Raw genomic sequence first — 20,925 nt, 5'->3', positions numbered from 1 at the left:
TGTGGCGCGTGGCGTCAATGGGTCCTGTCGAGGCCCGCGGCGCGGTGTCGCCACGCGGCCGCTACATGGTCTGGGTGGGCTTGTCGGCGTTGAGGGTGCCGGCCAGCTGGGTCTCGATCTTGGTGCGGATGGTCTCGCCTTCGCTGTTGTCCGGCAGCTGCACGCCGATGCCGGCGGCGCGGTTGCCCTGGGCGCCGACCGGGGTCACCCAGATCACCTTGCCGGCCACCGGCAGGCGCTCGCTGGAATCGGGCAGGGTCAGCAGCAGGAACACTTCGTCGCCGAGGAAGTAGCGCTTGGGGGTGGGCACGAAGATGCCGCCGTTCTTCACGAACGGCATGTAGGCGTTGTACAGCGCCGCCTTGTCCTTCACCGCCAGCGACAGGATGCCCTGGCGTCCGCTCATCGCGCTCATCGTTGTGCCCCTCTCCGGGCCGGGCGATCGCCATCGCGCCAGGCCAGCAACAGTTCCGCGATCGCCAGGTCGGCGCGCACGGTGGTCCGCAGCAGGTCGCGGGTGCGATTGGCGGCGTCGAACCACGCGGCCAGCTTGTGCAATCGCGCCGGGTCGGTCAAGCCGGCCTGCGACGCCTGCGCCAGCGCCAGGTCGGCGGCATGGCCCAGGCGCTGCTCGGCCAGCGCGTCGCCGCTCCAGCGCTGCGCGGCCTCCAGCGTGCCGAGCTTGCCGGCGGCGACCTGCTCCAGGTCCGCGGCCACCTGCCGGCGCAGCTTCAAACCGTCTTCGCGCAGCCACTGCGCGGCCAGGCCGGGATGGCCGCGCGCGGCATCCAGCGCTTCGCGTGCGGTCTTCTCGGGAAAGTCCTGCGCCAGCAACCAGGCGATCGCTTCGTCGGCCGGCGGCAGCTTGAATTCCAGGCGCTGGCAGCGGCTGCGAATGGTCGCCGGCAGGCGCGCCGGCTGCGCGCTGATCAGCCACAGGTAGCGGCCGGGCTGCGGCTCTTCCAAGGTCTTCAGCAAGGCGTTGCAGGCGGCGCGGTTGATCGCGTCGGCCGGATCCACCACCACCACCTGGGCCACGCCGTATTGCGGGGTCAGCGACAGCTTCTGCGAGATCTCGCGCACCTGTTCGATGACGATCTCGGTGCGCAGCTTGTCGCCGGTGCGGTTGGGGATGAACGAGATCAGTTGCAGGTCCGGATGGGTACCGGCGGCGATCAACTGCGCGCTGCGCAGGTTGGCGGCCGGTTCGCCCTGGCCCAGCACGTGCGCGGCCAGTTTCAGCGCCACCGCGCGCTTGCCCAGGCCTTCCGGCCCGCAGATCAGCAGGCCATGGCCGAGGCGGCCGGCATCGAGCGCGGCCACGGTCTGGTCGTAGGCACGCTGCTGCCACGGCGAAAACGGCAGATCGCTCATGGCATCGGCTCCTGTTGCTCGCGCACCCACGCCGCCAGCGCGGCGGTGACCGCCTGCGCCACCGCCTGCGGCGGCTGGCTGGCGTCGATGACGCGGAAGCGTTGCGGGTCCTGCGCGGCGCGCTGGCGGAAGCCGGCACGCACGCGCTGGAAGAAATCGTCCTGCTCGCTCTCGATCCGGTCCGGCCACAGGTCGCGGCCGCTGGTGCGGGCGCGGCCGATCTGCACGTCCAGGTCCAGCAGCAGGGTCAGCCCCGGCTGCAGGCCGACCGCACGGCGTTCCAGGTCGGCGATCCAGGCGCGGTCCAGGCCGCGGCCCTCGCCCTGGTAGGCGTAGCTGGAATCGGTGAAGCGGTCGCTGACCACGTAGGCGCCGCGCTGCAATGCCGGGCGGATCACCTCGCGCACGTGCTGGGCGCGCGCGGCGAACACCAGCAGCAGTTCGGTCTCGGCGGCCAACGGTTCGGCGACCTCGCCCGGCGTCTTGTCCAGCAACAACGCGCGGATGCGTTCGGCCAGCGGCGTGCCGCCCGGTTCGCGGGTCAGCACCACCTCGTGGCCCTGTGCCTGCAGCCCGTCGCGGATCGCGTTGATCGCGGTGGTCTTGCCGGCGCCCTCGCCGCCTTCCAGGCTGACGAAGCGATGGTGGCGCAGCACGGCCTCGCTCATGGCGTCACCGCCGCGCCGTTGCGCGCCTGGCGCAGGCGCTGCAGGTAGCGCGCCACCGCCGCGTTGTGCTCGGCATAGCTGGACGAGAACGCATGCGCGCCGCTGCCGTCGCCGATGGCCACGAAGTACAGGCTGTCGCCCGGCGCCGGATTGGTGGCGGCACGCAGCGCCTCGCGCCCGGGCATGGCGATCGGGGTCGGGGTCAGGCCGGTGCGGGTGTAGGTGTTGTACGGCGTATCGGTCTCCAGGTCGCGCTTGCGGATGTTGCCGTCGTAGGCGCTGCCGATGCCGTAGATCACGGTCGGGTCGGTCTGCAGCTTCATGCCCAGCTGCAGGCGGCGCACGAACACGCCGGCGATCTGCGGGCGCTCGGCGGCCAGGCCGGTTTCCTTCTCCACGATCGAGGCCAGGATCAGCGCCTGCTCCGGCGACTGCAACGACAGGTCCTTGGCGCGCGCGTCCCAGGCCGCGGCCAGGGCCTTGTCCATCGCCGCATGCGCGCGGCGCAGCAGTTGCAGGTCGGTGTCGCCGCGCTGGTACAGGTAGGTCTCGGGCAGGAAGCGGCCTTCCGGGTGCTGGCCGGGCTGGCCGAGCTTGGCCATCAGTTCGCTGTCGCTGAGGTCGGTGGTGGTGTGCACCAGCGGCGTGGCCGCGTTCAAGGCGGTGCGCAGCTGGCGCACGTTCCAGCCTTCGACGATGGTGAAGCGATACTGGATCACCTGGCCCTTGCGCATGCGCAGCAGCAGCTCGCGCGGGCTCAGCGCCGGCTGCAGCGCGTACTCGCCGAACCGGAGCTTGCCGGCCACGCCCAGCTCGCGCGCCAGCAGTTGCCATTGCAGGTCGCTGCCCTGGGTCACGCCGGCAGCGCGCAGGTTGCGCAGCACGCCATTGAGCGAGGCGCCGCGCGCCACCTCCACGCTGGGCTGGGTCGCCCGCAGCGGCTGCTCGGCGAAGGCGCGATAACCGTGCCACCACCACGCGCCGGCCGCGGCCAACAGCAGTGCCAGCACCAGCAATGTCCCCAGCAGGGTCAGACACCCGCGTTTAGCCCAAGCCACGGCCACCTCGAAACGACGTCAATGACGTGCAGGATACCGCGCGGCCGGCGCTGCCCGGTATCGCGTCGCCCCGCTCACGGCTCCAGCGCGCGCAGCAGGCCGCGCGCCTTGGCCCGGGTCTCGTCGAGTTCGCGCTCCGGGTCGGAATCGAACACGATGCCGGCGCCGGTGCGGAACTGCACCTGCGCGCCGTCCACCTCGGCGGTGCGGATGAGGATGTTCAGGTCCATGTCGCCGTCGCGGTTGAGCCAGCCGAACGCGCCGGTGTAGGCGCCGCGCGGGGTCTGCTCCAGCTCGGCGATGATCTGCATGCAGCGCACCTTGGGGCAGCCGGTGATGGTGCCGCCGGGGAAGGTGGCGCGGATCGTCTCGCCCGGCGTGGTGCCCGCGCGCAGCCGGCCGCGCACGTTGCTGACGATGTGGTGCACGTGGGCGTAGCTCTCCACGCTCATCAGTTCGTCGACCTCGACGCTGCCCGGCGCGCAGATTCGCCCCAGGTCGTTGCGCTCCAGGTCGATCAGCATCACATGCTCGGCGCGCTCCTTGGGATGGCCCACCAGTTCGCGGATGCGCGCGGCCTCGTCGTCGCCCGGCGCGCGCGCGCGGGTGCCGGCGATCGGCCGGGTCTCGACCACGTCGCCGCGCACCGACACCAACCGCTCCGGCGAGGAACTGACCACGGCGCGGCCGTGGCCGACGAACAGGCCGGCGAACGGCGCCGGGTTGGCGCGGCGCAGTTGCGCGTACAGCGCCGCCGGCGCCAGCGGCGCGGCGAAGCGCGCCGACCAGCGCCGCGACAGGTTGACCTGGAACACGTCGCCGGCGCGCAGGTAGTCGAGGATGCGGCGCACGCCGTCGACGAAGCGCTGCGGCGGATCTTCCTCGATCGCCAGCGGCGCCTGCCAGGCCGGCGCCGGCGCCGCCGCGGGCAGCGACTGCAGATCGGCGAGCACGGCCTCCAGCAATGCCGCATGCGTGGGTTCGGCCAGCACCACGCAGTCGCCGCTCACGTGGTCGCGCAGCAGCGCGGCGGGGCAGCGCAAGGCCAGCGCCGCAGGCGTGATCGCGGCGGACTGCGGCAGTTGCAGCACCGGCTCCACCTGCGCGGCCAGTTCGTAATCCAGCAGCAGCGCCCAGCCGCCGCGGAACGGCCAGCGCGGTTCGTCGCGTTCGCAGCGTTCGGCCTGCCAGCGCGCGTCCAGCGCGCTCAGGAAATCGCCGGCGACCGCCGCACCATCCAGCTCGCGGGTGACGCCATCGCGATCCAGGCGCAGGCCCTGCCCGTCGGCGACCAGCAACATGTCCCAGCGCCCCTGCGCTGTCCCCGACGCCGCCGATTCCAGCAGCACCGGATACCGCTGCGGCGCCAGGCGATGCAGCGCCAGCAGATCGACGTCGGCCGGCAAGGGAACGGTACGCAGCATCGAAGATCCGCTAGAAGAATGAAAACGTGAGGCGGTGCAGGCGCCGCCGGGCAATGCGACGCCGGAGAATCTCGGCGCGGACATGCCGCGCCCCCGTGTCAGGCGGACCAGCGCGGCACCATGACGGCGCCGGCTTCTCCCAATCCCGAATCCCTACTCCCGAATCCCGAGGGGGCTACGCCCCCTTACACCCGCTTGAACAGCAGCGTGCCATTGGTCCCGCCGAAGCCGAACCCATTGGACATGGCCACGTCGATCTTCTTCTCGCGCGCCACGTTCGGCACGTAGTCCAGATCGCAGCCTTCGCCCGGCTCGTGCAGGTTGATGGTCGGCGGGATGATGCCGGCGTGGATCGCCATCACCGAGAAGATCGCCTCGGCACCGCCGGCGGCGCCGAGCAGGTGGCCGGTCATCGACTTGGTCGAGCTGACCATGGTCTTGTAGGCATGATCGCCCAGCGCGCGCTTCATCGCCAGGGTCTCGGCCAGGTCGCCCAGCGGCGTGGAGGTGCCGTGCGCGTTGAGGTAGTCGACCTGGTCCGGGTTGAGCTTGGCGTCCTTCATCGCCGCCACCATGCTGCGCGCGGCGCCTTCGCCGTCCTCGCTCGGGGCGGTCATGTGGAAGGCGTCGGAGCTGGCGCCGAAACCGACCAGCTCGGCGTAGATGCGCGCACCGCGCGCCTTGGCGTGTTCGTACTCTTCCAGCACCAGCACACCGGCGCCGTCGCCCAGCACGAAGCCGTCGCGCTCCTTGTCCCACGGCCGCGAGGCGGCGGCGGGATCGTCGTTGCGGGTGGACATCGCCTTCATCGAGCAGAAGCCGCCCACCGAGGTCGGCGAGGAGCCGCGCTCGGCGCCGCCGGCCAGCATCACGTCGGCGTCGCCATGCTGGATCATGCGCATCGCGGTGCCGATGGAATGGTTGGAGGTGGCGCAGGCCGAGACCGCGGAGAAGGTCGGCCCCTTCAGCCCTTTGATCAGGCTCACCTGGCCCGGCAGCATGTTGATGATGGTGCTGGGGACGTAGAACGGCGAGATCTTGCGCGCGCCGCCCTCGTGGAATTTGACGGTCTGTTCCTCGATGCCGAGCAGCCCACCGATGCCGGAGCCGAGGATCGCGCCGATGCGTTCGGCATTGGCCTCGGTGATCTCCAGGCCGGAATCGTCCAGCGCCATGAACGAGGCACCGACGCCGTAATGGATGAACGAATCCATCTTGCGCGCGTCCTTGGACGAGATGAACTTGGTCGGATCGAAATCCTTGATCTCGCCGGCGATCTTGGTGGTGAATTGAGACGCATCGATCTGGGTGATCGGGCCGATGCCGGAGCGTCCGTTGACGATCCCTTCCCAACTGCTGGCCAGGTCATTGCCCAACGGCGACACCAGGCCCATGCCGGTTACGACGACACGACGGCTCATTGCGAAATCTCCTCACCGCGATGCGCGCGGCCTTGACCCTGTAAAAACACAGGGCCGCATGCGCGGCCCCATGGGATTGTCACGCGCATCGGGCCCACGCAGGCGCCGATGGCGATCGAGAACGCCGCATCAGCTCTTGACGTGCGACTTCACGTAATCGATGGCCTGCTGCACCGAGGTGATCTTCTCGGCTTCTTCGTCCGGAATCTCGCACTCGAACTCTTCTTCCAGGGCCATCACCAGCTCGACGGTGTCCAGCGAGTCGGCACCCAGGTCATCGACGAACGATGCGTTGTTGGTGACTTCTTCTTCCTTGACGCCGAGCTGTTCGACGACGATTTTCTTGACGCGTTCTTCGATGGTGCTCATTGGGATATCGCTCCAGATGGAGTAGTGGTGGTTCGAGTTTAGGACCCCCGCACACGGATGTGCGGTGCTCCTGTGAGGGACTCACAAAACGCCATCGGGCTGCGATGGCCGCGTTGGATAGTGTAGTGGAAACCGGCTGGCCCTTGCATCGCTGCACAATTGCCGGCCGATCAGCCACTTAGGCGCGTCCGCTGCGCCGCAGGCTTACGGCATGTACATCCCGCCGTTCACGTGCAGGGTTTCGCCGGTGATGTAGCCGGCATTGGGGCCGACCAGGAACGCCACCGCGTTGGCGATGTCCGACGGCTGCCCGAGCTGACCGAGCGCGATCTGCTCCAGCAGCGCGGTGCGTTGCGCCTCCGGCAGCGCCTTGGTCATGTCGGTGTCGATGAAGCCCGGCGCGACCACGTTGACGGTGATGCCGCGCGAGCCGATTTCCTTGGCCATCGACTTGGAGAAGGCGATGATGCCGGCCTTGGCCGCCGCGTAGTTGGCCTGGCCCGGATTGCCGGTCACGCCGACCACCGAGGCGATGTTGACGATGCGGCCCTTGCGCGCCTTCATCATGCCGCGCAGCACCGCCTTGGAGGTGCGGAACACGCTGGTCAGGTTGGTGTCGATGATCGCCTGCCAGTCGTCGTCCTTCATCCGCATCAGCAGGTTGTCGCGGGTGATGCCGGCGTTGTTGACCAGGATCGAGACCGGGCCGAATTCCTTGGCGATCGCCTCGATCAGCGCATCGACCGCGGCACCGTCGGTGACGTCCAGCGCACGGCCATGGCCGCCGTGGGCGGCCAGCCGCGCGCCGATCGCCTGTGCGCCGGAATCGGAGGTCGCGGTGCCGACGACGGTAGCGCCCTGCGCGGCCAGGGTGTCGGCGATGGCCGCGCCGATGCCGCGGCTGGCGCCGGTGACCAGGGCGATCTCGCCCTGCAATGGCTTGCTCATCTGCGTTTCCTTGAAGACGGACGGCGCATGGCGCCGTAGGGAAGGAAGGAGGCCGGCGCGGGCAAGACACGCCCCGCGCGGCGGCCGGCGATCAGGAGGCCCAGGCCTCGCGCGCACCGGCGAAATCGGCAGGCGTACCCAGCGCACGCCCATCGAGCGACTTGTCGATGCGCTTGACCAAGCCGGTCAGCACCTTGCCCGGGCCGCACTCGGCCAGGCGGGTGGCGCCGCCGGCGGCCAGCGCCTGCACGCAGCCGGTCCAGCGCACCGGCAGGTACAACTGCTCGACCAGCGCCTGGCGGATCGCCTCGACGCCCTCGTGCACCTGCGCATCGGCGTTCTGCACCACCGGCAGCTGCGGCGCCTGCCAGGCCAGCCCGCGCATCGCCTCGGCCAGGCGGTTGGCCGCCTCGCGCATCAGCGGGGTGTGCGAGGGCACGCTGACCGCCAGCTTCACCGCCTTGCGCACGCCGCGCTCGGCCAGCAACGCCAGCGCGCGGTCGACCGCGGCGGCATCGCCGCCGATCACCACCTGCCCCGGCGAGTTGTAGTTGGCCGGCACCACCACCTGGCTGCCCGCGGCCTGCGCGCAGACCTCCTCGACCAGCGCGTCCTCGGCGCCGAGCACGGCGGCCATCGCGCCCACGCCGGCCGGCGCGGCGTCCTGCATCAGCTGCCCGCGCAGCCGCACCAGGTGCGCGCCGTCGTGCAGCGACAAGGCGCCAGCAGCGACCAGTGCGCTGTACTCGCCCAGGCTGTGCCCGGCCAGCTGCGCCGGACGCGCCCCGCCCTCGGCCAGCCACAGCCGCCACAGCGCCACGCTCGCGGCCAGCAACGCCGGCTGGGTGTACTCGGTGCGGTTGAGCATCTCTTCCGGGCCGCCCTGGCTCAGCGCCCACAGATCCACGCCGGCGCCATCGGAGGCTTCGGCGAAACTGTCGCGCAGCTGCGGATGCAATTCGGCCAGTTCGGCCAGCATGCCCAGCGATTGCGAACCCTGGCCGGGGAAGACGAAGGCGAGTGTGGAATCGGTCACGCGGTTGGCCCTGCGAAAATCGAGCGGCGATGATACGGGCGAAACCGGCCGGACGTCTGTACTCGGGCGTATGTGAGTGGTGGCCGGCCCACCGCGTGGCGCCAGCGGCGCGACGCTCCGCCGTGCCGGGCGTCGTGCCGACAGCGCGCGTGGCGGGCGCGACGCATGGGGGCGGAAACCGTTGCGACCGGGCGCGTCAGGCAAGGAAACGGCAGCGCATGCCGACAGCAGTAAGGCGCGATGGGCATGGGTCGAATCGGGCATGGCTGGACGGCCAAGCGATGGCGCGATGGGCGCGCACGCCCTGGCGGCCGCTCGGGTCGAACCGCACCTCGACCGCCCGGATGCAGGGCGCCGCAACACCGCGCGCTGCCGTCGCTCAGCAGGGACGCCTCGTCACCTGCGTACGAGCGGCTTCCGCTGCGACGGGCTTGACCGGGAATGCGTGTCGCGGCTGAAGCCGCTCCTGCAGGAGCTTCGGTAAGGCGCCGACGCAATGCAGCAGCGGACAGCGCTCAGACGCCCATCGCGCCTCCGGGCGCGGCGACTGTGCACGGCGCGCCTGACGCACTGGCGTCGATGAGAGATGGTTCGGCCAGCATATCGCCGTGTGTCGTGGAGACGACGCACCGCGTTCGGCATCGCCGCTGGCGCACCGCGGCGCCGATGGCGCCGGGCACGGGGCAGGCTCAGTAGCGCAGCAGCGCCGAGCCCCAGGTGAAACCGCCGCCGAAGGCTTCCAGCAGCAGCAGTTGGCCGCGCTGCACGCGGCCCGAGCGCACCGCCACGTCCAGCGCCATCGGCACCGAGGCGGACGAGGTGTTGCCGTGGATGTCCACGGTCACCACCACCTGCTCCATCGGCAGGTCGAGGCGCTTGGCGGTGGCTTCGATGATGCGCAAGTTGGCCTGGTGCGGGATCAGCCAGTCCAGGTCGTGCTTGTCCAGGCCGTTGGCGCCCAGGGTCTCGTCGACCACGGCGTCCAGCGCCTTGACCGCGTACTTGAACACCTCGCTGCCCTTCATCTGGATGCCGCCAGCGGCCGGATCGCCGGTGCCGTCGCCCAGCCCGGTGGCGATGCCGACCGGATTCCACAGCAGTTCCTTCTTGCTGCCGTCGGCATGCAGATGGGTGCTGAGGATGCCCGTGTCGTTATCGGCGCGCAGGACCACCGCGCCGGCGCCGTCGCCGAACAACACGCAGGTGGTGCGCTCGGTCCAGTCGACGATGCGGCTGAGGGTTTCGGTGCCGATCACCAGCACGGTCTTGGCGTCGCCGCTGCGGATGAACTTGTCGGCCACGCTGAGCGCGTAGACGAAGCCCGAACAGGCGGCATTGACGTCCAGCGCCGGGCAGCCGACCACGCCGAGGCGGGCCTGGATCAGGCAGGCGGTGGACGGGAAGATCAGGTCCGGGGTGGTGGTGCCGACCACGATCATGTCGAGTTCGGCGACATCGATGCCGGCGGCTTCGATCGCCTTCAGCGCGGCCTCGTAGCCCAGGTCGCCGGCGGTCTGGCCGGGGGCGGCGATGTGCCGCTCGCGGATGCCGGTACGGCTGCGGATCCATTCGTCGCTGGTGTCGACCATCTGCGACAGATCGTCGTTGGTCAACACTTTTTCAGGCAAATAGCTGCCGGTGCCCGCGATCCTGGAATAGATCCGCTTGCTCATGCTGGTTCCTGTTGCCTGTTACGCAGGCCGCACCGGTGCGGCGCGGCCTGTGAAGATGGGTGACTCCGTCCGCCGCAGCGCGGTGGACGGGCACGGATCAATCTTCTTCGACCTGCGCGGTCTTGGTGGCGATCACCTTCTTGCCACGGTAGTAACCGTCGGCGGTGACGTGGTGGCGCAGGTGGATCTCGCCGCTGGTCGGATCGGTCGACAGCTGCTTGGCGCTGAGGGCGTCGTGCGAACGGCGCTGGCCGCGGCGGGACGGGGTGACACGGGATTTCTGCACAGCCATGGGATTGCTCCAAACTCGGTTCGTTTACATCTGTCGTCATTACGTCGCGCAGGACGCGCGCGTCCGGCAACAACCTCAGGCAGCGGCAGGCGGACCGACCGCTACTGTTTCTTCAGCGCCGCCAACGCCGCGAACGGGTTGACCTTGCTCGTTTCTTCCTCGGTCGCCGGCCAGTCGCGATCGACCGCCTCGCTTCCGGGCGCCACCGGCACCAGCGGTACCGCCAGCACCAACTCGTCCTCGACCAGATCGGCCGGCCGCAGCATGCCGTCTTCCGGCACCAGCAAGGCCTCGTGATCCGGCGGCAGCGCGGCTTCTTCTTCCTCGCTGCGGATCAGCCCCAGCCGCTGTACGCTCGACACCGGCAGCAGGAAGCGCTGCAGGCTGCGCTGACAGATCAGCGGCAGCTCGGTTTCGATCTTCAGTTCGACATAGGACACTTGCAGTACAGCGTCGCGGCCGAATTCCAGCGTGTAGCGGCATTCGCCTTCGGTGTCGGCCAGGCTGCCTTGCAGACGGGTCATCGCCGAGAGCGGCAGGCGGTCTTCGAAGACCCTGCGCGCTGCGACCATCCGCCAGGCATCCAACAGTTCGGGCACGTTCGCGGACATAAGCCGCAGAATGTTAAGGACTGCCGGGGCCGCTGTCAAACCGTCCCCGGCCCGTCCCTGCATCGCCTTGCCGGTCCGCGGCGGCCGCCGCAGACTGCCGGCCCCGGCCCACCGCTGCCCTCCTATCCCTCTGCCGATGCCGCCGCTGATCCTGGCTTCCACCTCCGCCTACCGCCGCGAACTGCTGCAGCGGCTGCGCCTGCCCTTCGACTGCGCCCGCCCACAGGTCGACGAGACCCCGCTGCCCGGCGAGACGCCGCTGGCGCTGGCGCAGCGGCTGGCGGCGGCCAAGGCCGCGGCGGTCGCGGCCACCGCCGGGGAGGCCTGGGTGATCGGCTCGGACCAGGTCGCCGAACTGGACGGCCAACCGCTGGGCAAGCCCGGCGACGTGGCCGCGGCGCACGCACAGCTGGCGGCCATGTCCGGGCGCAGCGTGCGCTTCCACACCGCCGTGTGCCTGCAGCGCGGCGCGCGCACGCTGCAGGCCTGCGACCTCACTGAAGTGCAGTTCCGCGACCTGCAGGCCGAGGCCATCGCCCGCTACGTCGCCGCCGAACGGCCGCTGGACTGCGCCGGCAGCTTCAAGTGCGAAGGCCTGGGCATCAGCCTGTTCCGCGCGATCCACAACCAGGACCCGACCGCGCTGATCGGCCTGCCGTTGATCGCGCTGTCCGAGCTGCTGCGCGAGGCCGGTTACACCCTGCCCTAGCTCACTGCAACCGGCACCACTGATACGGGAAGCGCGCCTGCCCGACCCAGGACGGGTAGATCCGGCAGGACCCCGGCTGCAGCGCCAGGCCGTAGCGCGCCAGTTGCTGCGCGGCCAGCGCCTGGGTCTGCCGGTCCGCGGCGGCGACATCCACGGCCCGTTCCGGCAGCAGCACCCAGCGGCAGCGGCCGGCGTCCACGGCCACGCCGGCGCGCACCGGGCGGTGCGCCAGGCGCCGCATCAGCGCGCAGTCGGGGCCGCGATCCAGGCCCAGGCCCGCGGCCACGGCATTGAGCCGCCGCAGGCGCTCGACATTGCGATCCACCTCGGCCGGCAAGAGCGCATAGCCCTGCCCGCGCGCCGCCAGCATCGCCCGTACCCGCGCGGTGTAGGCCGGCGTTTCCGGAAAATTGGAGGCGACCGAGGCATACGCCGCCTGCTCCGGCAGGAACGGAATGCGCCAGGACTCCGGCGCATCGCCGACCAGCAGCACCAGGCTGCGCTCGGGCTGCGGCATGGGCGGCGCCTGCACCCGGAACGCCTGCCGCGCCCAGCGCTCGTGGCCCCACTCGCCCCAGCCATACAGCGCAAAGGCCGCACAGGCGATCAGGGTCCAGCGTGCCGCCGGGGCGGCGATGCGCGCCGGCAGCAACCGCCGCAGCCCCACCCACAGCAGCAGCGGCGCCAGCAGCTCCGGCACCACCAAATAGCGCTGGATGCTGAAGGCCGCCTGCCAGGCGAGGAAGGCCACCACAACGAACACCAGCACCGCACGCCAGGCCGGCGCGACCACCTCCGCCGGCGCGGAGGCGCGCGGACGCCTCAGCGCCCAGCGCAGCAACGCGACCAGGCCCAGCAGATACAGCAGCGGCCACACCAGTTGCCGCAGGCGCACCTCGCTGACCCGGTTCGGCACCAGCGAGAACTGCAGCGGCCAGGTCAGCCATTCCCACAGCGTCTTCGGCAACCAGCGCGTGTCGCTGATCGCCACCGGCTGCGCCAGCGGCGCCAGGAAGTGGCTGTTGAACTGCGGGAACAGCGGATTGCCGAAGGTCTGCCAGACCCGCAGCAGCCAGGGCCCGGCCAGCAGCGCGAAGCTGAGCAGCGTCACCGCGGTCAGCACCGCGGCACCACCGATGCGCTGCCGCAGGCGCCCGCCGGCGACCAGCGCGGCCACGCCCAGGGCCAGCGCGAACAGGGCATTGGTCAGTTTGCAGGCCATCGCCAGCCCGAGCAGGGCGCCGGCCAGCGTCCACCAGCCCAGCGCCACGCCCTGCCCCGCGGCCTGCTGGCGGCGTTGCGCGTGCAGTGCGGCGAGCAGCGCGCCCAGCACCGGCAGGGCGCTGGTGTTGTCGGCCATGGTGCCGGCGAACTCGGACAGGAACGCGGCGCTGCACAGGCCGGCCAACGCCAGCCACGGCACCAGCCGCGCGCGATCCAGCCGCGGGTCCAGCACCTGCCAGACGATGCCGGCCAGCAGCAGGAACGCCAGCGCATGCAGCACGCCCATCGCGAACCCGGCCAGCGGCGCAGGCAGGCCGACGAACAGCGCGTAATGCAGCACGTCCAGCAGCGGATTGAAGTAGCTCTGCATCTGCGCCGGAGCCAGGTCGATGCCGAGGCGGCCGTGCAGTGCAGCGTAGCCGTTGTACAGGTGGTAGTTGCGCAGGTCCCAGTTGGCGTCCTGGCCCAGCCACAGCGACAACAGCCCGCCGAGCAGCGCCACCGCCACGCCCGCCGCGATCACGTTGCCGCGGCTGTGGAAGGCGAAGCGGCGATCCAGCGCGGCCAGCAGGCGCTGGCGGCGCGTCGGGCGCGGCACTTCCGCCGCAGCAGCCATGCCCACACTCATGCGCCGTCACCCCGCTGCGTACCCTGCACGTCTGCCGCCGGCCAGGCCGGGATCGCCAGGTAGGCCAGGCGCTTGGCCTCGATGCGGCCGCGCGTGACCGTGTCCAGGATCAGCCCGCAGGCCAGCAGCAGCACGCCGAGCAACACCAGCGCCGAGCACAGGATCGCGGTGGGGAAGCGCGGCACCAGGCCGGTCTGCCAATAGGTCTGCAGCAACGGCACCGCCAGCGCCAGCGCCAGCAGCACGCAGGCACCGAAGCCCAGTGAGAAGAACAACAGCGGCCGCTCGGCCTTGAACAGGCGCAGGATGGTCAACAGGATGCGGGTACCGTCGTGCCAGGTGCGCAGCTTGCTCTGCGATCCTTCCGGACGCGCGCCATAGGCGGTGTCCACTTCCGCCACCGGCATGCGCAGCTGCAGTGCGTGCACCGCCAGTTCGGTCTCGGTCTCGAAGCCGGCGGCGTGCGCGGGGAACGACTTCACGTAGCGCCGCGAGAACACCCGGTAGCCGGACAGCATGTCGTCGAAGCTGCGGCCGAACAGGAAGCCCACGCAGCGGGTCAGCAGCACGTTGCCGGTGCGATGGCCGGCGCGGTAGGCCGCCGCCGCGTCGCTGCGGCGCGCCCCGACCACCATGTCCAGCCCGTCGCGCAGCAAGCGCTCGACCAGCGCCGGCGCCATCGCCGCATCGTAGGTCGCATCGCCGTCGACCAGCACGTAGACGTCGGCCTCGATGTCGGCGAACAGGCGCCGCACCACGTTGCCCTTGCCCTGCAGCGCGACCTCGCGCACCACCGCGCCGGCCGCACGCGCCCGGGCGATGGTGGCGTCGCTGGAGTTGTTGTCGAACACGTGGATGCGCGCGCCGGGCAGGTGCGTGGCGAAATCGGCCACGACCTGGCCGATGGTGGCCGCTTCGTTGTGGCACGGCACCAGCACCGCGATCCGCGGCGCGGCCGCGGGGCGGTCGGAGGGGGAACTGGACATGGGCGGCGTGCGGTCCTGCGCGACGGCGTGGAAAGGCGCGTCATTCTAGGGCGGATCACTACTCCCCGAGCACGTCGCGCCGCGGTTGCGCCTGCCTATGGCGAGACGCAGGAGGACGTAGACGTCAGCCCAGGGCCGAACGATGGCGCGGCCACGGGCGCGCAACCCCGGCATTCGGGTTTGGCATGGCAGGCGCGCCGCCAAACCAAGCACGGCATCCTCGGGGGCGACGAGACGCCCCAGCTCAGCGCGGGCGCAGCACGATCGGTTGTTCCCACCAGTCCTCGACGCTGCCGTCGCGGCCGTGCAGGCGCAGGCCCAACCAGTGCGTGCCCGGCGCCAGGCCGCTGGCATCGACGGTGGCGCTGAAGCCGATGTTCGGATGACCGGGATCGGTGGAGATCTTCCAGAACTTGGTGACGTCGTAGAACGCGCCGTAGTGCGCCTGCGCCGCGACCTTGCCGTCGAGCAGCACCTCGATCCGGTCGAGCCCCACTCCGTCCTTGAACGCCCAGCCGGAGACGTCGAAGCGGCGGCCGACCGTGGCGTCCACGTCGGGGGTGTTGAACCAGGCCATCGCCGGCGTGGTGCAGGGACCGGTCGCGCGCTGCGCCGGCAACGCGAAGAGCAGGAAGCGCTGGCTGCCGTGGTCGCTGGACACCACGCGCGGCGGCGGCAGCGGACCGACCAGGTCGCAGACCGCGTGGTAGCGCTGCAGCAGCAGCCGGTACTTCATGTCGCTGGGCGAGAGCACCAGCAGGCGCGGACCGTCGCGGTGGCCGTCGCTGAGCAGCCCCCACTGCTGCAGTTGCGCGCTGCGCCCGTGCTTGTCGTTCAACGGATGCGGCAGCACCTGGATGTTCGGGTCGCGCAGCTCGAAGCCGAGTTCGGCGCCGACCTTGAAGTTGTCCGCCAGCACCTGGGTGCCGGGCGGCATGGTCGCCAGTTCGCGACGCACCGCGCTGGCCAGCGGTCGCCAGCCGGCGAAGTTGCGCGGGTAGTACTTGTCGCCGGCGGCGTGCTCGCGCACCGCCGGCGTCGACACCGCCAGGTAGTAGCCGAACGCGCCGACCAGGCCCAGCCCGGCCAGCAGCCAGGTGGCGCGGCGCAGCGGCTTGCTCCAGCCGTTGAGGATCACCGGCGTGGCGATCAGCAGCGCCAGATAGCCCGGCAGCGGCCAGTGGAAGCTGACCCGTTCGGCATCGGTGAAGAAGCCAAGCAGGAAGATGCCCAGCGTGGACACGCCACCGAGCAGGCCGAAATAGCGCCACTGCACGCGCGTGCCGCTGCTGCCGCCGCGCGTTGCCATCAGCGCCACCTTGGTCATCGCCACCGCCAGTAATGGCGTGACCAGCAGCAACTGGATCAGCAGGAAGGCGATGCCGGCCGGCTGGAAACTCCAGGGATGGCGATCGACCAACTGGAACTTGAGACCGGCCTCGCCGTTATCCGCATTCCAGGCCAGCAGCGGCAGCCAGGCGACCATGCCCAGCGCCAACGCCACCCACACCTGCGGATCGCGCAACATGCGCCGGCCCTGCGGGATCAGCAGCAGCGCGATCGCGCCGACGCCGATCACGCCGACGAAGCGGTAATGGCTCAGCGCGCCGATGCTCAGGCCCAGCGCCAGCTCCACCGCGCTCATCGCCTCGGACTGGCGCAGCAGCCGCGCCGTGGCGTCGAGGCACAGGATCGTCGCCAGCGCCATCGGCACGTCCGGCAGCGCCAGGATGCCCAGGGTGCCGGACAGCGGCATCAGCAAGGCCAGGCTGCCGGCGCGCCAGCCCGCCACCGCGCCGAACCAGCGCGTGGCGATGCGCGCGATCAGCCATGGCAGGGCCGCGCCCAGCAGCAGGAACGGCGCGCGCAGCGCCAGCAGGTGATCGCCGCCGAGCGCCACGCCCAGCCGCGCCAACCACGCGGTCAGCCCGGGCAGATCCGAATAGGCCAGCGCCAGATGCTGGCCTTCCTGCCAGTAGAACGCCTCGTCGACGAACAACGGCAGGCGCGCGGCGACCAGCAGTTTGACGGCGGTGACGAGCGTCCACAGCACGATGAAGACGCTGCGTGCACGTTGTTCCCCTTGCATTGCCCGTACACTCCCTGAAACCGTTGCGAGACTGCGATGCCTACTCCGCTCCGCTTGCCGGAAATGCTAACCGATACGTTGCGCGAGGCGCTCACACGCGCCCAGCAGCAGGTCAATTCGCTGGTCCTGGGCAAGCCGCAGCAGGTGCGCATGGCCTTTGTCGCCCTGCTGTCCGGCGGACATCTGCTGATCGAGGACCTGCCCGGCCTGGGCAAGACCACGCTGGCGCATGCGCTGGCGGCGAGCCTGGGGCTGGGCTTCCAGCGCGTGCAATTCACCTCCGATCTGTTGCCGGCCGATGTGCTCGGCGTGTCGGTGTACGACGCGCAGTCGCGCCAGTTCCAGTTCCACCCGGGGCCGGTGTTCACCCACGTGCTGCTCGCCGACGAGATCAATCGCGCGCCGCCGCGCACCCAGAGCGCGCTGCTGGAAGCGATGGCCGAACAGCAGGTCACCCTCGACGGCACCACCCATCCGCTGCCGTCGCCGTTCTTCGTCATCGCCACGCAGAACCCGGTGGACCTGTCCGGCACCTTCCCTCTGCCCGACTCGCAACTGGACCGTTTCCTGCTGCGCCTGGCGCTGGGCTATCCCAACGCCGAGGCCGAACGCGCGCTGCTCAGCGGCAGCGACCGCCGCGACCTGATCGCGCAGGCGCAGCCGCTGCTCGGCGAGGCCGACATGGCCACCCTGCGCCAGGGCGTGGAGCAGATCCATGCCAGCGAGGCGCTGGTCGGCTACGTGCAGGCGCTGCTGGCGCGCAGCCGCCAGCACCCCGGCGTGCGTGTGGGCCTGTCGCCGCGCGCCGGCATCGCCCTGCTGCGCGCGGCCAAGGCACATGCGTTGCTGCTCGGGCGCGGCCACGTGCTGCCCGACGACGTGCAGGCACTGTTCGTCGCGGTCGCCGAACACCGCTTGGTCGCCGAGCAGGAATCGGCCTCCGGCCAGGCGTTGGCCAAGGCGATCCTGCACAGCGTCGCGGTGGACTGACGCCGATGCCGGGCGGGCGGCGCGACTGGCGGCAGCGACTGGCGCAGTTGGCCGCGCCGCGCGCGCCGGAAGCCCTGCCGATGCAGTTGGACCGGCGCCGCATCTACATCCTGCCGACGCCGTTCGGCGGCTTCATGGCGCTGCTGCTGGCGGCGATGTTGCTCGGCGCGCTGAACTACAACAACAACCCGGCGCTGCTGCTGGCGATGCTGCTCGGCGCAGCGGCGATGGCCAGCGCCATCGTCGCCCACCTGCAGTTGTCCGGGCTGCGCCTGGAGGCGCTGTCGGCCGAGCCGGTCGCCGCCGGTCAGCCGCTGCGCCTGCGGCTGGCGCTGGCCACCGCCGACGGCCGCCGCCGGCGCGGCCTGCGCGTGCGCCACGGTGCTGCCCACACGTATCTGGACCTGCTCGGCGACGACCACAACGCCGCCGACCTGGAGGTGCCCACCGAGCGCCGCGGCTGGCTCGACCTGCAGCGCATCCAGGTCTCCACCACCCAACCGCTGGGCCTGCTGCGCGCCTGGGCCTGGTTCTGGCCGGACACCCCGCTGCTGGTCTACCCGCAACCGGAAGCCGATGGCCCGCCGCTGCCGGCCGGCGCCGGCACCCCGACCCAGACCCGCCTGCACGCGCTCGGCGAGGAATTGCACCAGTTGCGTCCCTACCGCGCCGGCGACGCGCCGCGGGCGATCGCCTGGAAGCACTCGGCGCGTCGCGACACCCTGCTGGTGCGCGAGTACGAACGTCCGATAGGGGTGGACGTGGTGCTGGACTGGCGCACATTGCCGACCTTGCCGCACGAACGCCGCATCGCGCGGCTGGCACGCTGGGTCGAGGACGCCGAACGCGACGGCCGCCGCTACCGCCTGTTGTTGCCGGGGCAGCCGGCGCTGGGGCCGGGCCGCGGGCCGCAGCATCGGCATCTGTGCCTGCGCGCGCTGGCGCTGCTGCCGCATGGCTGAGCCGCGCTCGCCCGCGCTGCACGCCGCCAGCCGCGCCTGGGCACTGGGCGCGGCGCTGCTGGCCTTGCTGCCGCTGCTGCTGCAGTTGCCGGGGACGCTGGCCTGGATGATCGCGCTGTCGGCGCTGCTGATCGGCGCCAGTTCGGCGTGGCGGCCGATGCCGGCACTGCTGCGCCTGGCCCTGGTCGCGGTGATGCTCGCAGCGTTGTACTGGCAGGTCGGCCTGCGCTTCGGCCGCGATACCGGCTGCGCGCTGCTGGCGGCGATGCTGGCGATCAAGCCCTCGGAACTGAAGAGCCTGCGCGATGCGCGCAGCCTGCTCGGCTTCGCCCTGTTCGCGCCGTTCGCCGCCTTCCTGCTCGACCAGGGCCCGGTGACGATGGCGCTGGGGCTGGCCGCGGTGATCGCGGCGCTGCTGTGCATGCAGCGCCTGGCCGATCAGGAAGGACACAGCGCACGCCGCCCGCTGCGCGGACAACTGCGCGGCGTCGGCCGCCTGCTGGCGCTGGGCCTGCCGCTGGCGCTGGCCGCGTTCTGGCTGTTCCCGCGGCTGGGCTCGCCACTGTGGGGCGTACCGGAGCGCGCCATGGGCCGTCCCGGCCTGTCGGACACGATGAGCCCGGGGCAATGGCTGGACCTGATGGCCGACGACACCCCGGCGCTGCGCGTGCAGTTCTTCGGCCCGGTGCCGGCACCGGCGCAGCGCTACTGGCGCGGCCCGGTGCTGTGGGATTTCGACGGCCGCACCTGGCGCGCGCAACGCGGCAACGCCTGGGCGCCGGCACCGGCGGTGCAGTTCGCGCCGGGCGGCTGGGACTACCAACTCGAAGTGGAGCCGACCGACCGCCGGCAACTGGTCGCGCTGGACCTGCCGCTGCAGGCGCCGGCCGGTACCCGGCTCAGCGCCGACGCGGTACTGCAGACCGAGCGCCCGCTCAGTGCGCTGACCCGCTGGCGGCTGCGCTCGGCGCCGCCGCAGCGGGTCGAGGCCGATCTGGATCCGGCGCAGCGGCAACGCGCACTGGCGCTGCCGCCGGGCTACAACCCGCGCACCCTGGCGCTGGCCCGGCAATGGCGGCAGCAGGCCGGCGCCGACGACGCGGCGATCGTCGCCCGCGCCCTGCAATGGATCCGCCGCGACTTCGCCTACACCTTGCAGACGCCGCTGCCCGGCCGCGACGGCGTGGACGAGTTTTTGTTCCGGCAGAAGGCCGGGTTCTGCGAACACTTCAGCTCGGCCTTCGTGGTGCTGATGCGCGGCGCCGGCATTCCCGCGCGCGTGGTCACCGGCTATGCCGGCGGCACCCGCAACCCATTCGGCGACTACTGGGTGGTGCGACGCATGGACGCGCACGCCTGGGCAGAGGTGTGGCTGCCGCAACGCGGCTGGGTGCGCGTGGACCCGACCGCGGCAGTGGCGCCGGAACGCATCTACGACACCCTGGAGGACCGGCTGGGCAACGGCGCCGGCGCCCAGGGCGGCAACGCCGACTGGCGCTTGCGCGACCTCGCCGACTGGGCGCGGCGCGGCTGGAACGACCTGGTGCTGTCCTTCGACGCCAACCGCCAGCAGCGCCTGCTCAGCCAGTTCGGCGTGGCGAAGTTGGAGCCCGGCCAACTGGTGGCGCTGTTCGCCGGGTTGGCGGCCCTGCTGCTGGGTGCGATGGCCTGGTGGCTGGCCCGCGGCGAGCGCGAGCGCGATCCCTTGCTGCGTGCCTGGCGCGGCCTGAGCCGGCGCTACGCCAAGCGCGGCCAGGGCCGCGCGCCGCACGAACCGGCAATGGCGTGGGCCGCGCGCGTACAGCAGGAAACCGGCGATGCGACGCTGATTCCGCTCAGCCGGCGTTTCGCCGATGCGCGATACGCTGGCGCTGATTCGGACAGCGCTTCATTGTTGCGCGACCTGCGCAGGCACCGTCCGCCCACTGGAGCATCCCGATGAAGATTCGCCTGCTGTTCCCCGTGATCGCTGCGTTGGCGCTCGGCGCCTGCGCCACCGCTCCCAAGCCACTGCAAGGCCAGTTCGCGCCGGTCAGCCCGCGCGATTCGGTCGCCGGCCAGCAGGCCGGCGCGCCGGTGCGATGGGGCGGCAAGATCATCAAGACCACGCCCGGCCAGGGCCAGACCTGCTTCCAGATGCTGTCGCGCCCGCTCAATGCCAGCGGCCGTCCGGACAGCAGTTCGGCCGACGCCAGCGATGGCCGCTTCATCGCCTGCCGTGCCGGCTTCTACGACCCGGCGGTGTTCGAGCCCGGCCGCGAAGTGACCTTCATCGGCCATGTGTCCGGCTACGACAACACCCGCATCGGCGAGTACGACTACCGCTTGCCGAAGATGGACGCGGACGTGGTCTACCTGTGGCCGGTGGTGCGCCAGGTCGAAGTGGTGCCCGCCTACCCGTACGGCCCGTGGGGCCCGGGCTGGGGCCCGTGGGGTCCGCGCTGGGGCTGGTGGTAAGCCTGC

General features: G+C 71.1%; 20 protein-coding genes. 5 read left to right on the top strand and 15 right to left on the bottom strand.

Features of this window, described 5'->3' with window-relative positions; translation table 11 throughout:
* Positions 1-61: 61 nt before the first annotated feature.
* The 12 genes from FHR66_RS03245 to FHR66_RS03190 all read right to left on the bottom strand — a co-directional run bounded on the left by FHR66_RS03245 (position 62) and on the right by FHR66_RS03190 (position 10,874).
* On the bottom strand, positions 62-415 hold the full coding sequence (locus FHR66_RS03245) for a PilZ domain-containing protein (protein WP_160966255.1): 354 nt from the start codon (positions 413-415) through the stop codon (positions 62-64).
* Positions 412-1,374, bottom strand: a complete 963-nt coding sequence (locus FHR66_RS03240) for a DNA polymerase III subunit delta' (protein ID WP_160966253.1) — start codon at positions 1,372-1,374, stop codon at positions 412-414. Before FHR66_RS03240 ends, FHR66_RS03245 begins: the two co-directional genes overlap by 4 nt.
* Entirely contained in the window at positions 1,371-2,042 is a 672-nt protein-coding gene (gene tmk / locus FHR66_RS03235; RefSeq protein WP_160966251.1) for a dTMP kinase, read from the bottom strand. The genes FHR66_RS03240 and tmk overlap by 4 nt, the downstream gene beginning before the upstream one ends.
* Positions 2,039-3,100, bottom strand: coding sequence for an endolytic transglycosylase MltG (mltG, locus tag FHR66_RS03230; protein ID WP_160966249.1), 1,062 nt, complete (start codon positions 3,098-3,100; stop codon positions 2,039-2,041). The genes tmk and mltG overlap by 4 nt, the downstream gene beginning before the upstream one ends.
* 74 nt (positions 3,101-3,174) lie before the next feature.
* Positions 3,175-4,524 (bottom strand): aminodeoxychorismate synthase component I, encoded by a 1,350-nt coding sequence (locus FHR66_RS03225; RefSeq protein ID WP_160966247.1) that lies wholly within the window; start codon positions 4,522-4,524, stop codon positions 3,175-3,177.
* 185 nt (positions 4,525-4,709) lie between these two features.
* Positions 4,710-5,945, bottom strand: coding sequence for a beta-ketoacyl-ACP synthase II (gene fabF / locus FHR66_RS03220; RefSeq protein WP_160966245.1), 1,236 nt, complete (start codon positions 5,943-5,945; stop codon positions 4,710-4,712).
* 129 nt (positions 5,946-6,074) lie between these two features.
* Positions 6,075-6,314 (bottom strand): acyl carrier protein, encoded by a 240-nt coding sequence (acpP, locus tag FHR66_RS03215; protein ID WP_160966243.1) that lies wholly within the window; start codon positions 6,312-6,314, stop codon positions 6,075-6,077.
* A gap of 204 nt (positions 6,315-6,518) precedes the next feature.
* Complete coding sequence (gene fabG, locus FHR66_RS03210; protein WP_160966241.1) at positions 6,519-7,262, bottom strand: 3-oxoacyl-ACP reductase FabG; 744 nt, start codon at positions 7,260-7,262, stop codon at positions 6,519-6,521.
* Positions 7,263-7,353: 91 nt separating this feature from the next.
* Positions 7,354-8,298, bottom strand: coding sequence for an ACP S-malonyltransferase (fabD, locus tag FHR66_RS03205; RefSeq protein WP_160966239.1), 945 nt, complete (start codon positions 8,296-8,298; stop codon positions 7,354-7,356).
* Positions 8,299-8,987: 689 nt separating this feature from the next.
* Complete coding sequence (locus FHR66_RS03200; RefSeq protein WP_160966237.1) at positions 8,988-9,971, bottom strand: beta-ketoacyl-ACP synthase III; 984 nt, start codon at positions 9,969-9,971, stop codon at positions 8,988-8,990.
* Between the two features lie 97 nt (positions 9,972-10,068).
* The gene (rpmF, locus tag FHR66_RS03195; protein ID WP_010342479.1) at positions 10,069-10,263 is read right to left on the bottom strand and encodes a 50S ribosomal protein L32; all 195 of its coding nucleotides are present in this window, start codon (positions 10,261-10,263) and stop codon (positions 10,069-10,071) included.
* A gap of 101 nt (positions 10,264-10,364) precedes the next feature.
* Positions 10,365-10,874, bottom strand: coding sequence for a YceD family protein (locus FHR66_RS03190; RefSeq protein ID WP_010342480.1), 510 nt, complete (start codon positions 10,872-10,874; stop codon positions 10,365-10,367).
* A gap of 136 nt (positions 10,875-11,010) precedes the next feature.
* On the opposite strand from FHR66_RS03190, the gene FHR66_RS03185 reads away from it, so the two are divergent.
* Positions 11,011-11,583, top strand: coding sequence for a Maf family nucleotide pyrophosphatase (locus FHR66_RS03185; RefSeq protein WP_160966235.1), 573 nt, complete (start codon positions 11,011-11,013; stop codon positions 11,581-11,583).
* 1 nt (position 11,584) lies between these two features.
* Here the strand turns inward: FHR66_RS03185 and FHR66_RS03180 are convergent, their stop codons facing one another.
* The 3 genes from FHR66_RS03180 to FHR66_RS03170 all read right to left on the bottom strand — a co-directional run bounded on the left by FHR66_RS03180 (position 11,585) and on the right by FHR66_RS03170 (position 16,510).
* The gene (locus FHR66_RS03180; protein WP_237475281.1) at positions 11,585-13,423 is read right to left on the bottom strand and encodes a glycosyltransferase 87 family protein; all 1,839 of its coding nucleotides are present in this window, start codon (positions 13,421-13,423) and stop codon (positions 11,585-11,587) included.
* Between the two features lie 8 nt (positions 13,424-13,431).
* The gene (locus tag FHR66_RS03175; protein ID WP_160966231.1) at positions 13,432-14,421 is read right to left on the bottom strand and encodes a glycosyltransferase family 2 protein; all 990 of its coding nucleotides are present in this window, start codon (positions 14,419-14,421) and stop codon (positions 13,432-13,434) included.
* Positions 14,422-14,665: 244 nt separating this feature from the next.
* Positions 14,666-16,510: an ArnT family glycosyltransferase gene (locus FHR66_RS03170; RefSeq protein ID WP_160966229.1), complete on the bottom strand. Its 1,845-nt coding sequence runs from the start codon at positions 16,508-16,510 to the stop codon at positions 14,666-14,668.
* Positions 16,511-16,546: 36 nt separating this feature from the next.
* Between FHR66_RS03170 and FHR66_RS03165 the strand changes: the two genes are divergently transcribed.
* From FHR66_RS03165 to FHR66_RS03150, 4 genes are read left to right on the top strand one after another with little or no spacing between them, the layout of a single operon-like run.
* Entirely contained in the window at positions 16,547-17,500 is a 954-nt protein-coding gene (locus tag FHR66_RS03165) for an AAA family ATPase (protein WP_048490150.1), read from the top strand.
* 5 nt (positions 17,501-17,505) lie between these two features.
* Positions 17,506-18,462 carry a DUF58 domain-containing protein gene (locus tag FHR66_RS03160; protein WP_167087314.1) on the top strand — a complete coding sequence of 319 codons (957 nt, stop codon included), beginning with the start codon at positions 17,506-17,508 and terminating at the stop codon, positions 18,460-18,462.
* The gene (locus tag FHR66_RS03155) at positions 18,455-20,404 is read left to right on the top strand and encodes a transglutaminase family protein (protein WP_160966225.1); all 1,950 of its coding nucleotides are present in this window, start codon (positions 18,455-18,457) and stop codon (positions 20,402-20,404) included. The genes FHR66_RS03160 and FHR66_RS03155 overlap by 8 nt, the downstream gene beginning before the upstream one ends.
* The gene (locus tag FHR66_RS03150) at positions 20,401-20,919 is read left to right on the top strand and encodes a Slp family lipoprotein (protein WP_160966223.1); all 519 of its coding nucleotides are present in this window, start codon (positions 20,401-20,403) and stop codon (positions 20,917-20,919) included. The genes FHR66_RS03155 and FHR66_RS03150 overlap by 4 nt, the downstream gene beginning before the upstream one ends.
* Positions 20,920-20,925 lie beyond the last annotated feature (6 nt).

This window comes from Xanthomonas sp. F4, from assembly GCF_011761895.1.
This window is presented reverse-complemented; position numbering and strand designations above follow the sequence as displayed.

Coding starts and splice junctions, on each gene's coding strand:
- FHR66_RS03160 (WP_167087314.1), top strand. CDS start 17,506: ATGCCGGGCGGGCGGCGCGACTGGCGGCAGCGACTGGCGCAGTTGGCC.
- FHR66_RS03225 (WP_160966247.1), bottom strand. CDS start 4,524: ATGCTGCGTACCGTTCCCTTGCCGGCCGACGTCGATCTGCTGGCGCTG.
- rpmF (WP_010342479.1), bottom strand. CDS start 10,263: ATGGCTGTGCAGAAATCCCGTGTCACCCCGTCCCGCCGCGGCCAGCGC.
- FHR66_RS03245 (WP_160966255.1), bottom strand. CDS start 415: ATGAGCGCGATGAGCGGACGCCAGGGCATCCTGTCGCTGGCGGTGAAG.
- FHR66_RS03190 (WP_010342480.1), bottom strand. CDS start 10,874: ATGTCCGCGAACGTGCCCGAACTGTTGGATGCCTGGCGGATGGTCGCA.
- fabG (WP_160966241.1), bottom strand. CDS start 7,262: ATGAGCAAGCCATTGCAGGGCGAGATCGCCCTGGTCACCGGCGCCAGC.
- FHR66_RS03155 (WP_160966225.1), top strand. CDS start 18,455: ATGGCTGAGCCGCGCTCGCCCGCGCTGCACGCCGCCAGCCGCGCCTGG.
- acpP (WP_160966243.1), bottom strand. CDS start 6,314: ATGAGCACCATCGAAGAACGCGTCAAGAAAATCGTCGTCGAACAGCTC.
- FHR66_RS03170 (WP_160966229.1), bottom strand. CDS start 16,510: ATGCAAGGGGAACAACGTGCACGCAGCGTCTTCATCGTGCTGTGGACG.
- tmk (WP_160966251.1), bottom strand. CDS start 2,042: ATGAGCGAGGCCGTGCTGCGCCACCATCGCTTCGTCAGCCTGGAAGGC.
- FHR66_RS03180 (WP_237475281.1), bottom strand. CDS start 13,423: ATGGCTGCTGCGGCGGAAGTGCCGCGCCCGACGCGCCGCCAGCGCCTG.
- FHR66_RS03150 (WP_160966223.1), top strand. CDS start 20,401: ATGAAGATTCGCCTGCTGTTCCCCGTGATCGCTGCGTTGGCGCTCGGC.
- FHR66_RS03240 (WP_160966253.1), bottom strand. CDS start 1,374: ATGAGCGATCTGCCGTTTTCGCCGTGGCAGCAGCGTGCCTACGACCAG.
- fabF (WP_160966245.1), bottom strand. CDS start 5,945: ATGAGCCGTCGTGTCGTCGTAACCGGCATGGGCCTGGTGTCGCCGTTG.
- FHR66_RS03200 (WP_160966237.1), bottom strand. CDS start 9,971: ATGAGCAAGCGGATCTATTCCAGGATCGCGGGCACCGGCAGCTATTTG.
- FHR66_RS03165 (WP_048490150.1), top strand. CDS start 16,547: ATGCCTACTCCGCTCCGCTTGCCGGAAATGCTAACCGATACGTTGCGC.
- FHR66_RS03185 (WP_160966235.1), top strand. CDS start 11,011: ATGCCGCCGCTGATCCTGGCTTCCACCTCCGCCTACCGCCGCGAACTG.
- FHR66_RS03175 (WP_160966231.1), bottom strand. CDS start 14,421: ATGTCCAGTTCCCCCTCCGACCGCCCCGCGGCCGCGCCGCGGATCGCG.